The 12,020-nt window shown below is 72.7% G+C and carries 8 protein-coding genes; 4 read left to right on the forward strand and 4 right to left on the reverse strand.

Annotation, left to right across the window (positions count from 1 at the left end):
- Positions 1 to 21: 21 nt before the first annotated feature.
- The 4 genes from FK219_RS01280 to FK219_RS01295 all read left to right on the forward strand — a co-directional run bounded on the left by FK219_RS01280 (position 22) and on the right by FK219_RS01295 (position 6,971).
- Positions 22 to 843 carry a hypothetical protein gene (locus tag FK219_RS01280; RefSeq protein WP_210416746.1) on the forward strand — a complete coding sequence of 274 codons (822 nt, stop codon included), beginning with the start codon at positions 22 to 24 and terminating at the stop codon, positions 841 to 843.
- The gene (locus FK219_RS01285) at positions 843 to 2,456 is read left to right on the forward strand and encodes a DNA polymerase Y family protein (protein ID WP_152582798.1); all 1,614 of its coding nucleotides are present in this window, start codon (positions 843 to 845) and stop codon (positions 2,454 to 2,456) included. Before FK219_RS01280 ends, FK219_RS01285 begins: the two co-directional genes overlap by 1 nt.
- 48 nt (positions 2,457 to 2,504) lie before the next feature.
- Positions 2,505 to 6,047, forward strand: coding sequence for an error-prone DNA polymerase (locus tag FK219_RS01290; RefSeq protein ID WP_152582799.1), 3,543 nt, complete (start codon positions 2,505 to 2,507; stop codon positions 6,045 to 6,047).
- A gap of 198 nt (positions 6,048 to 6,245) precedes the next feature.
- On the forward strand, positions 6,246 to 6,971 hold the full coding sequence (locus tag FK219_RS01295; RefSeq protein ID WP_328821556.1) for a DUF1206 domain-containing protein: 726 nt from the start codon (positions 6,246 to 6,248) through the stop codon (positions 6,969 to 6,971).
- On the opposite strand, the gene FK219_RS01300 is transcribed toward FK219_RS01295, so the two are convergent.
- The 4 genes from FK219_RS01300 to FK219_RS01315 form a co-directional block, all read right to left on the reverse strand.
- Positions 6,968 to 8,041, reverse strand: a complete 1,074-nt coding sequence (locus FK219_RS01300) for an alanine racemase (RefSeq protein WP_328821557.1) — start codon at positions 8,039 to 8,041, stop codon at positions 6,968 to 6,970. The genes FK219_RS01295 and FK219_RS01300 overlap by 4 nt on opposite strands.
- A 350-nt stretch (positions 8,042 to 8,391) precedes the next feature.
- A complete protein-coding gene (locus FK219_RS01305; protein ID WP_152582802.1) occupies positions 8,392 to 10,167 on the reverse strand; it encodes a DEAD/DEAH box helicase in 1,776 nt (591 codons plus the stop codon).
- Between the two features lie 35 nt (positions 10,168 to 10,202).
- Positions 10,203 to 11,495: a DNA polymerase IV gene (locus tag FK219_RS01310; RefSeq protein WP_152582803.1), complete on the reverse strand. Its 1,293-nt coding sequence runs from the start codon at positions 11,493 to 11,495 to the stop codon at positions 10,203 to 10,205.
- Between the two features lie 118 nt (positions 11,496 to 11,613).
- Positions 11,614 to 11,877 carry a GlsB/YeaQ/YmgE family stress response membrane protein gene (locus FK219_RS01315; protein WP_152582804.1) on the reverse strand — a complete coding sequence of 88 codons (264 nt, stop codon included), beginning with the start codon at positions 11,875 to 11,877 and terminating at the stop codon, positions 11,614 to 11,616.
- Positions 11,878 to 12,020: the final 143 nt, after the last annotated feature.

Raw genomic sequence — 12,020 nt, forward strand, 5'->3', positions numbered from 1 at the left:
GCAGTTGCCATATTCGAATGTATGTTCGATCATGGAGAGATGCCCGCCCTCGCGCTCTCTGTTGTTGAGGATCCCCCCGTCGATGAACCCGTCGGCGGTACGGGTGCGGCGCGCATCCAGACCGTCGATACCGTGCAGGCGCTGCAGGCCCGCATCGACTCCCTGCAGCGCACGCGGCTCGACAGCCGCCTGTTGCCCACGCACGAGGCACTCGCCGACCTGCTGCCTGCGGGAGGTCTGCAAGAGGGTGCTGTCTACACGCTGAGCCCCTCGAGCGCCCTCACGATGGCGCTGCTCGCCGGCCCCTCGGCGGCCGGAGCATGGTGCGGCGTCGTCGGCATGCCCGAGTTCGGCATCGAGGCGGCCGAGGCCATGGGAATCGACCTCGATCGACTCGTGCTCGTGCCGCACCCCGGCGACCAGTGGCTCACCGTGACCGCGGCGATCGCCGATGCCCTCAGCGTTATCGCCGTGCGGCCGGGGCGTGCGGCGAGCGACGGCGCGATCGCGAAGCTCGCGGGGCGCGTGCGCGAGCGCGGCTCCACGCTGCTCGTGGCCGGTGCCTGGCCGCAGGCCGAAGCCATGATCAGCATCACGGGCAGCCGCTGGTCGGGCCTCGGCGACGGCCACGGCTACCTGAGTGAGCGCGAGGTCACGATCAGCGTGAGCTCGCGACGCAGCCCGCGCCCCCGCAGCGGGCGACTGCTGCTGCCCGACGGTGAGCTGGGCATCCGGCGCCTCGATCGCGCCGATGCCGCTCAGCACACCGACGCGACCCAGCCCGCCGATGCGACCCAGCGCGCGCACGAGCGCTGGAGCACCCCCGCCCGCAGGGCCGGCTGATGACCCGCACGATCGTCGCGTGGGTACCAGACTGGCCGATCCTCGCCGCCGTGCGAGAGGGGCTCGTGACGGCGGGGCAGGCGGTCGCGGTCGTGCAGCAGAATCGCATCCTCGCCTGCTCGTCGGCGGCGCGCGCGCAGGGCGTGCGGGCGGGGCAGCGCCGCCGCGAAGCCCAGTCGCTGTGCACCGAGCTGCGCATCGTGCCCGCCGACGATGACCGCGACCACCGCCTGTTCTCGCCCCTCATCGACGTCATCGAATCCCTCGTCGCGGGTGTGCAAGTCGTGCGCCCCGGACTGCTCGCCCTCGCCGCGCGCGGCCCGGCCCGCTACTACGGCAGCGAGAAGGCCGCCGCCCTCGCCCTGCGCAGCGCCCTCCTCGCCGAGGGAATACCGGATGCCCGGCTCGGCCTCGCCGACGGACCCTTCGCCGCCGAACTCGCCGCCCGCAGCACCGCGCCAGAGCCGACTGCGCCCGGAGAACGGGCGCCGGTGCAGAGCGTGCGCATCGTGCCGCGCGAGGCCACTGCAGCCTTCCTCGCGCCCTTCCCCGTGACGACCCTCGGTGACCCCGACCTCGCGACCCTCCTCGGTCGGCTCGGGGTGCGCACGCTCGGCGACTTCGCCGCGCTGCCCGCCTCGGCCGTGCGCGACCGCTTCGGCGCGGCGGGGGCCCACCGGCACGCGCTCGCAGGTGCCGCCGACGCGACACCGCTCCTGCCGCGCACTCCCCCGCCCGACCTCGAGCGGGTGCTCGACCTCGAGCCGCCCCTCGACCGGGTCGACCAGCTCGCCTTCGCCGTGCGCCAGCTCGCCGACGACCTCGTCGAATCCCTCGTCGCACGCCTGCTCGTCGCCACGGCCATTCGCATCGGGTTCCGCGACGAGCACGGCGTCGAGAGCGAGCGCGCGTGGTTGCACCCCCGCTCGTTCCGGGCGAGCGAGATCGTCGACCGCGTGCGCTGGCAGCTCAGCGGCGAGACGCGCACCCTCGGCACGCGCCCCGGCTCACCTGGTAGCGCCGCCGAACGGGGCCCCGGGTTGCGCTCTGCCATCACGCGCGTGACGATCATGCCCGAGAGCGTCGACGCGCTCGCCCACCACGAACCCGGGCTGTGGGGGGCGGCGCCCGACGAGCGCGTGCACCACGCCCTCTCCCGCGTGCAGAGCCTGCTCGGGCACGAGGCCGTGCTCACCGCCCAGCGCACGGGCGGTCGCACCCTCGCCGAGCGAGGCGCCCTCGTGCCCTGGGGCGACCGGCTCGTGAGCCCCCGCCCCGCTGATCGGCCCTGGCCCGGAGCCCTGCCCCAGCCGACCCCCGGCACCGTATTCCCCTCACGGCATGCTGTGACGGTGCTCGACGCGTCCGGCGCCCCGGTGCACGTCGACGAGAGGATGCGGCTCAGCGCTGCCCCCGCAGGATTCGCCCCGGGTGCGGGCGGGGCCGCGCGGCCCGTGACCTCGTGGGCGGGGCCGTGGCCGCTCGAGGAGCGCTGGTGGGACATCCCGCGGCGGCGCCTGCTGCACCGCCTGCAGGTCGTGGACTCCGCGGGGGTCGCGTGGCTGCTCGTGCTCGAGGGCGGCTCGTGGTGGGCGGAGGCGCGCTATGACTGAGACAGCACAGTCTCCGTGGACTGCGCGCACGCCTCCGGGGGTGCGCTGATGGCGGGCTGGCACAACCCGCCGATCCCGTGGAGCGAGTTCGAGCGCAGCCTGCGCAACGGCAACCGGCCCGGCACGACACCGCCCCCCGGCGCCGACGGCGGCGACTCCCCCGCGTGGTCGCCCAAGCGGGCGCCGTACCGCCGGGCCGGCATCGAGCAGCCCGACCCGACGACGGTCGTGCCCTACGCCGAGCTGCACGCGCACTCCTCCTTCAGCTTCCTCGACGGCGCCTCGAGCCCCGAAGAGCTGCTGGAAGAAGCTGCGCGGCTGGGCCTCACAGGGCTCGCCCTGACCGACCACGACGGCTTCTACGGCGTCGTGCGCATGGCCGAGGCCGCCGAGCCGTACGGCCTCACGACCGTGTTCGGGGCCGAGCTGTCGCTCGGGCTCACGGGCCCGCAGCAGGGCGTCGCCGACCCCGAGGGCACCCACCTGCTCGTCCTCGCACGCGGCCAGGCGGGCTACCACCGCCTCGCAGCCGCCATCACCGAGGCGCAGCTCGCGGGCGGCGAGAAGGGCCGACCGGTCTACGACCTCGACGCGCTCGCCGAGCACGCGGGCCGCGGCGGCGACGCCACGAGCGGCGACCACTGGATGATCCTCACCGGGTGCCGCAAGGGTGCCGTGCGGTCGGCGCTGGAGGGCCGCGATCCTGCGCGCGATGCCTCCGGGCCGGATGCCGTCGCCCGCACGCGGCCGACGCGGGCGCACATCGCCGCGGCGGGCGCCGAGCTTGACGCGCTCGTCGACCGGTTCGGAGCATCCAGCGTCGTCGTCGAGCTCTTCGATCACGGCCGCCCGCTCGACACCGTGCACAACGACGTGCTCGCCGCTCTCGCCGCCGAGCGCGGGCTGCCGATCGTCGCGACCGGCGCTGTGCACTACGCGACCCCCGCCCGGCACCCGCTCGCGACCGCCTTCGCCGGGCTGCGTGCTCGTCGCAGCCTCGACGAGATGGAGGGCTGGCTGCCCGCCGCCGGCACCGTCCACCTGCGCAGCGGCGCCGAGATGCAGCGGCTCTTCGCCCGCTACCCGGGGGCCGTGGAGCGCAGCGTCGAGCTCGCGACCGAGCTGGGGTTTCCGCTGCGGCAGGCGAAGCCGAACCTGCCGAAGCAACCCGTGCCGCCCGGTCACACGCCCATGAGCTGGCTGCGCGAGCTCGTCTGGGCGGCCGTGCCGCGCAAGTACCCCGACGCGAGCGACGACGACCGCGCCCGCATCGTGCGCGAGCTTGATGTCATCGAGATGAAGGACTTTCCTGGCTACTTCCTCATCGTCCACGAGATCGTGCAGTTTGCACGTTCCCGCGGCATCCTCTGCCAGGGGCGCGGCTCGGCCGCGAACTCGGCCGTCTGCTACCTGCTCGACATCACCGCCGTCGACTCGATCGGCTATCAGCTGCCCTTCGAGCGCTTCCTCTCCGCCCTGCGCGACGAGGAGCCCGACATCGACGTCGACTTCGACTCCGACCGCAGGGAGGAGGTCATCCAGTACGTCTACGAGCGGTACGGCCGGCGCAACGCCGCGCAGGTTGCGAACGTCATCTCGTACCGGCCGAAGAACGCCGTACGCGACATGGCGCGCGCGCTCGGGTACTCGACCGGGCAGCAGGATGCCTGGTCACGGCAGGTGGAAAGGTGGGGCGCCGTGCTCTCGAGCGACGACCACGACATCCCCGCCCCCGTCGTCGACCTCGCCCAGCAGGTGCTCACCTATCCGCGCCATCTCGGCATCCACTCCGGCGGCATGGTGCTCACCGACCGGCCCGTGGGCGAGATCGTGCCGATCGAGCACGCCCGCATGGAGAACCGCACGGTCCTGCAGTGGGATAAAGACGATTGCGCGTGGATGGGCCTCGTCAAGTTCGACCTGCTCGGCCTCGGCATGCTCGCCGCTCTGCAGCACTCCTTCGACCTCATGGATGCCCACCTCGGCGAGCGGTGGGAGCTGTCGACCCTGCCCAAGGAGGAGCAGGCGACCTACGACATGCTGTGCCGTGCCGACTCGATCGGCGTCTTCCAGGTCGAGAGCCGCGCCCAGATGGGCCTGCTGCCGCGCCTGCAACCGCGAAAGTTCTACGACCTCGTCGTGCAGATCGCCCTCGTGCGCCCCGGGCCCATCCAGGGCGGTGCCGTGCACCCCTTCGTGCGCCGCAAGCTCGGCCAGGAACCCATCACCTACGACCATCCCAAGCTCAAGGGGCCGCTCGAGCGCACGCTGGGCATCCCCGTCTTCCAGGAGCAGCTCATGCAGGTGGCCATGGCCGTCGGCGGCTGCACGGGCGACGACGCCGACCTGCTGCGCCGCGCGATGGGCAGCAAGCGCGGCCTCGAGCGCATCGAGTCGCTGCGCGAGACGCTCTACGCCGGCATGGCGGGCAACGGCATCACGGGCGAGCTCGCCGACGAGATCTACGGCCGCATCCAGGCTTTCGCGAACTTCGGCTTCGCCGAGAGCCACTCCCTCAGCTTCGCGCTGCTCGTCTACGCGAGCTCGTGGATCAAGCTGCACTACCCCGGCGTCTTCCTCGCCTCCCTGCTACGCGCGCAGCCGATGGGCTTCTACTCCCCCTCCTCGCTCACCGCCGACGCCGAGCGGCACGGCGTCGAGGTGCGCACGCCGTGCATCCTGCGCTCCGAGGTCGACGCGGGGCTCGAGCGCCTCGATCTGGTCGTCGCCTCGGCGCACGAGCCCGTGGCCCCGGATGCCCGGCGCGCGCCTCCGACCGGGCTCGAGCAGTGCATCCATCGCCATCAGCCGCCCGTGCCCGAGTTCGAGCCCGCCTCGACGAACGGCGACCTCGCCGACTGCGCGCTGCACCGCCGCGATGGTGACCTCGCCGTGCGGCTCGGGCTCGCCGGGGTGAACGGCATCGGCCGCCCGACCGCCGAGCGCATCGTCGCGGAGCGCGAGCGCGGGGGGCCGTACAGAGACCTCACCGAGCTCGTCTACCGCACCGGGCTCACCGCCGCTCAGGTCGAAGCCCTCGCGACCGCCGGCGCCTTCGATGTGCTCGGGCTCTCCCGGCGCGAGGCACTGTGGGCGGCGGGCGCGGCGGCGCAGGCCCGGCCCGAGTACCTGCCGGGCATCGTCACGGCGGTGCAGCCGCCACTGTTCACCGAGCTCGACGGCTACGAGACCATGGTCGCCAACCTCGTCTCGACGGGCATCGCCCCCGGTGACCACCCCGTGCGTTTCGTGCGCGAGCTGCTGCGCGAGCGCGGGGTGCTGAGCGCACGCGAGCTGCGCAGCGCCGAGCCGAACCGCCGCGTCGAGGTCGCGGGCGTCGTCACCCACCGTCAACGGCCCGCGACGGCGAGCGGCATAACCTTCTTGAACCTCGAAGATGAGACGGGGCTCGTCAACGTGATCTGCTCGGTCGGGCTGTGGAGCCGCTACCGCCGCACCGTGCGCGAATCCCGCGCGCTCATCGTGCGCGGCACCCTCGAGCGCTCGGCCCAGGGCGTCGTCAACATCGTCGCCGACCGCGTCGAGCAGCTGCCGCTGCGCGTGACCATGCCCAGTCGCGACTTCCGCTGACCTGGTGCTCGCAGAGCGGGCGCCACTCGCGACCGGCCGAGTCCTGAGAATGTGCCGGAGTGCACCGAGCCTCACCGCGCTACCGTGACGGCCATGCCGTCCACCAGCAGATCCTCCGCCTCCCACTCCGCCCGCAGCAGCGCGCGCTCCGCCACGAACAGCCACGCCGTACGCGTCATCGCTCGCAGCGGTTACGCGGTGAACGGCCTCCTCCACATCCTCATCGGAGTCATCGCGCTCCAGCTCCTCCTGACCGGCGGGGAGAGCACCGATGCCGATCAGAGCGGCGCGCTGCAGAGCCTCGCGTCCACTCCGTTCGGCGGCATCCTGCTGTGGATCGTGACGATCGGTCTCGCCATGCTGGGCCTGTGGCTCATCGTCGACGGCATCCTGCAGGGGCCTGCTCGGGACTCGAAGAAGAAGCTCGTGGTCGGCATCGTGAAGGGCCTCGTCTACCTGGCACTCGCGAGCACCGCGCTGTCCTTCGCCCTGGGCGGCTCGTCCGACTCCTCCGGCGACACCCAGAGCATGACGGCGCAGCTCATGGCGGCGCCCGCGGGGATCATCCTCGTGTTCCTCGTCGGTCTCGTCGTCCTCGCCGTCGGCGGCTACTTCATCCACAAGGGCGTCACCCAGGGCTTCCGCGACGACCTCAGCATTCCCGCGGGCACTGCGGGCACCGTGATCACCGGGCTGGGGGTCGCCGGTTATGTGGCCAAGGGAGTCGCCCTCCTCGCCGTCGGCGGTTTGTTCATCGCGGCAGCCGTCACCTCCGACGCATCTGGGTCGACGGGGCTCGACGGTGCCCTGCGATCCCTGCTCGCACTGCCCTTCGGCGTGTGGATTCTCGGCCTCGTCGGCGGTGGACTCATCGCCTACGGCGTGTACTGCTTCGCTCGCGCGCGCTACGCCAACCTCGGCTAGGAGTTGCGGCCGCGGGCAGCGACAGCCCACGCGCCGACCTCCAGGCCGTCGCGCTCGATGATGAGCTCGTCGACGAGGTTCACCGCGTTGCACACGTGGTTCGGCACGACGCGCAGCACCTCGCCGAGCGCGGGGATCGCCGCGCCGGTCGGGAACGTGACCGTCGCGTGGTGCTCCGAGAGCGCCGTGATGCGCGCCTCAGGGTGGTCGAGGAGCCGGCCGTACCCGGTCGCGTAGGCGGCACGGTCCGCCCCGAGCACCTTGCTGCCGGCATCGAGCACCGCGACACCGTCGCGCCGACTCACCACGGTGGCGTGCGCGGTCAGGGCCATCGAGTGCGGCGGCATGGTGCCGAGCTCCCACTGCTGCGCGTCACCGAATACGTACACGCCCGGCCGCAGCTCCGTGAGCACGCCGCCGTCGGCCGCACCGGCGCTCGGTGTGGATCCGCCGCTCACCACGGGGCATGGGATGCCCGCGGCCGTCAGCGCATCGCGCACCTGCCCGAGGGCCGCGGCCTCGTCCCCGGCCGCAGGCCCCGCCGCGTCGGCACCGTAGGAGTGGCCCGGAAACGTGAAGACTCCGTCCACGACGAGCCCGGCGTCGAGCGCCTCGACCGCCACGTCCGTAGCGCTCTCGGGCGGGACGCCGCTGCGGTGGTGGCCGCTGTCGACCTCGACTGCGATGGCGAGCGGCACCGCGCCGTGGTGACCGGCGTGCATAGCCCGTGCGAGCATCCTCACGCCGTCGACGGAGTCGGCGCCCACCCGCAGCCGCACGCGCGAGGCGAGCGCGCGCAGCCGCTCTGCGCGCGGCCCGACCGCCCACAGCGGATACGCGATGAACAGGTCGACGACTCCCGCGTCGGCGAAGACTTCGGCCTCACCGACGGTCGCGACGGTGAGACCGACGGCGCCGTGCGCGAGCTGCCGGCGCGCGAGCTCCACGGTTTTGTGCGTCTTGGCGTGCGGCCGCAGGGCGACGCCCAGAGCGCGGGCGTGCGCCGCCATCGCCGCGAGGTTGCCCTCGGCTACGCCCTCGTCCACCACGAGGTAAGGAGTATCGCGCACCCCACCATCCTCCCCCGTTTCGTGCCAGATCTGGCGCGAACGGGCGCTTGTACGACGGCCAAGTCGCCTTTTGCGACCAATCTGGAGGCGCTCCGATGGGCGTGGGTGCGCGCGGGTTCGAGGTGGGGGCGCACGATGTGGGGGTGTGCAGCGCGCGGCATGGGCCACGCGGCACGCGGCGTGGGGCGTGGGGCACCACGAGGTACGCGGCACGGGGCACGCTGCACGGGGCCCAGATTTGCCACGCATGGGCGCTATCGCTCGTGGCGAGCGCCCGTTTGCGCCAGATCTGGCACAACGCGCGGGCGGGAGGGACGCGCGGCGCGCGCGCTGGCGCGTGCGAGGGCGCGCTAGCCGCCGGTGGCGAGTTGGCGGCGCAGGTGCTCGATGCGCGACTGCAACTGCGCGACCGTGGCCTGGCCGACGGCGGGGCCGCCGCACACGCGGCGCAGCTCGGCGTGGATGATGCCGTGCGGTTGCCCGGTGAGCTTCGCGCGCAGGCCCACGAGGCTGTGCAGGAGCGTGCGCTGCTCCTTGAGCGACCGGTACATGGGCTGAGGCGCCGGCTGGGTCGCGGGCCGCTCGGCGGCGCGACGCACCTGGCGCTGGTGGCGGCCGCGCAGCAGCTCGTGCACCTGGTCGGGTTCGAGGATGCCGGGCAGGCCGAGGAAGTCGAGTTCTTCGAGACTGCCGACCTCGGCGAGCTGCCCGAACTCGGTGCCCTCGTACAGGACTTTGTCGAAGGTCGCCGACGACTCGAGCGCCTGGTAGGTGTACTCGGCGAGCTCCGACTCGCTCGCCTTCTCCTCGCGCTCGGCGGCCTCCAGTAGCGAGTCGTCAAGCAGCTCGTCGCCCTCGCGATCGAGCGCGTGATCGCGCTCGCGCTCGAGCTCGCTCGCGAGCGACTGGATCGTCGGCACGCTCGGGATGAAGATCGAGGCCACCTCGCCCCGGCGTCGAGCCCGCACGAAGCGCCCGATCGCCTGCGCGAAGTACAGCGGCGTCGAGGCGCTCGTCGCATAGACGCCGACCGCGAGCCGGGGCACGTCGACACCCTCCGACACCATGCGCACGGCCACCAGCCAGCGCGCCTCCGACTCCGCGAACTCGGCAATGCGCTCCGAGGCGCCGGCCTCGTCGCTCAGCACGACGGTCGGCTGCTCCCCTGTGATGCCCGCGAGGAGCCCCGCATAGGCGCGGGCCGTCGCCTGATCGCTCGCGATGACGAGTCCGCCGGCGTCGGGGATCGCGTGGCGCACCTCGGTCAGCCGGGTGTCGGCGGCACGCAGCACGCCAGGCATCCACTGCCCTTCGGGGTCGAGTGCGGTGCGCCAGGCCTGCGCGGTGATGTCGGCAGTGTCGCCCTGCCCGAGCACGGCCTCCATCTCGTCACCGGTGGTCGTACGCCAGCGCATGCGGCCCGCGTAGGAGAGGAAGAGCACGGGGCGCACGACGCCGTCCCGCAGAGCGCGGCCGTAGCCGTAGCTGTAGTCGGTGCGGGAGACGCGGATGCCGTCGCCTTCGTCCACGTAGGAGACGAACGGGATGGGCGCCGTGTCCGATCGGAACGGCGTGCCCGTGAGCGACAACCGCCGCGCTGCGGTGCCGTACGCCTCCCGCATCGCCTCGCCCCAGCTGAGCGCGTCCCCGCCGTGATGCACCTCGTCGAGGATGACCAGGGTGGGCACTTGGTCGACGAGAACGCGGTGCACGAAGGGCTGCGCGGCGACTTGCGCATAGGTGACGGCAGCGCCGTGGAAGGCCCGCGGGATCACGCGGGAGGCATTGCGGAAGGCCGGATCGAGGCGGATGCCGACGCGGTGCGCCGCGTCGGCCCACTGCCGCTTGAGGTGCTCGGTGGGGGCCACGACGATGACCCGCTCGACCGTGCGCCGCGCGAGCAGCTCGGCCGCGAGGCGGAGCGCGAAGGTCGTCTTGCCGGCACCCGGTGTGGCCGCGGCCAGGAAGTCGCGTGGCTCGTGCGCGAAGTACGCATCGAGCGCCTCGGCCTGCCAGGCGCGCAATCGGTCGGCCGTGCCGCGCGCCGCGCGCTCCGGGTAGGAGGGTGAGAGGTGCTCCGCCGCGAAGGTGCCGACGTGGGGTGCGCGGCGGAAGGTCGGAGACATGCGACCTCGATGCTAGTCGAGACGACCGACACCGCTCACGCGCGCGCGGGCGGCTCGGGCAGCTCGGGCGACGCGGGCGGAGCATCCTGACCCGACAGCGCGGAGCGCCGACGCGGCGTGGTCGACAGCAGAGACGCCCGCTGCACGGCACCGCGACCGAAGCGCTCGGCGAGCGCGTCCATCGTGCCCTCCGCCTCGCGCCAGGACTCGTCGTCGTCCCACAGGCCGCGGGCGACCGCCCCGGTCGGCAGCAGGTTCTCGGCACGCACGCCGATGAGGCGGATGCCCCTCCCCTGGGTCGGCGCGGCGGCGAAGAGCGCTCGGGCCTCCGTCGCGATGCGCTGCGCCACCTCGGTGGGCTCGGCGATCGTCTGCGAACGCGTGAGGGTCGTGAAGTCGCCGAACCGCACCTTGATCGCCACGGTGCGCGCGACCCATCCGCCGCGCCGCAGGCGCCGCGCGACGAGGTCGGCGAGCCGCAGCAGCTCTCGGTCGAGCGCGGCGCGGTCGTGCAGATCGGTCTCGAAGGTCATCTCGTGGCCGATCGACTTTTCGAGTCGCGTAGGGGTCACGGCCCGCGGATCGATGCCGTTCGCGAGCTCGTGCAGCTTGCCGGCGGTAGCGGCCCCGACGGCTGCGTCGAGCGCGGCGAGCGGAAGGTCGGCGACGTCGCCGACGGTGCGCGCGCCGATCCGCTCGAGCCGTTCGGCGACGGCGGCTCCGACACCCCAGAGCGCGCTGATCGGCTGCGGCCGCAGGAAGGCCGCGGTCTCGGCCTCGGGAACGACGAGGACCCCGTCGGGCTTGGCGCGACTGGAGGCGAGCTTGGCGACGAACTTGGTCGCGGCGGCGCCGACCGAGGCGACGAGCCCGGTCTCGTGCGTGATGCGGGCGCGCAGGCTCTGGGCGATGTCGTAGGGCGGCCCGAAGAGGGCTCGGGCACCGCTCACGTCGAGGAACGCCTCGTCGATGCTGAGCGGCTCGACGAGCGGCGTCACATCGCCGAGGATGGCCATGACGGCGCGCGAGACCTCCTGATAGCGCTCGTAGCGCGGCTCGAGCACGATCGCGTTCGGGCAGCGGCGCAGCGCGATACTCATGGGCATGGCGGAGTTGACGCCGTAGCGCCGAGCCTCGTACGTCGCGGCCGTCACGACCGAGCGTGCGCCGCGGTGCCCGACGATGACGGGCTTCCCCCGCAGCTCGGGTCGGGAGAGCAGCTCGACGGAGGCGAAGAACGCGTCCATGTCGAGGTGCAGGATGCTCGCGCTCGTGTCGCCCGTCGGGGTCTCGGTGACCTGCCGACCGGTGCCGTCCTGCTTGCTCACGGTGGCCGCCTCACGACTGCATCCTCACGACTGCATCCTCACGGGTGCATCCTCACATAGCGCGACGGGCGGGGCGCCGTGGCGCCCCGCCCGTCGCGGGTGTCGTGCGTGTCGCGCGTCAGGCGCGTCGACGACCCGTGATGGCGCCGTAGATGACGAGCACGAGCAGCGACCCGCCGATGGCGAGCAACCAGGTCTCGATCGAGAAGAACCCGCCGAGGTCGACGCCGAAGATGACGCTGCCGAGCCAGCCGCCCAGGAGGGCGCCGATGACTCCGATGACGAGGGCGGCGAGCCAGCCCCCCGGGCCCTTGCCCGGCAGGATCGCCTTGGCGATGGCTCCGGCGATGAGTCCGATGAGGAGGAATGCGAGGAATCCCATAGGGCGCTCCTTTCGTTGTGGCCGCACTCGGTTCGAGTGTCAGCCGTTGTTCGAGCGCTCCGGTGGAAACGCTCAGCCGACAGTCAACCAGGTTCACCCCCGTTCGGGGGGATCCACTGTCCAGGAGATTCTCAGGCCGCGCG

It is taken from the genome of Microcella pacifica, assembly GCF_009371975.2.
GTDB classification, from domain to species: Bacteria; Actinomycetota; Actinomycetes; order Actinomycetales; family Microbacteriaceae; genus Microcella; species Microcella pacifica.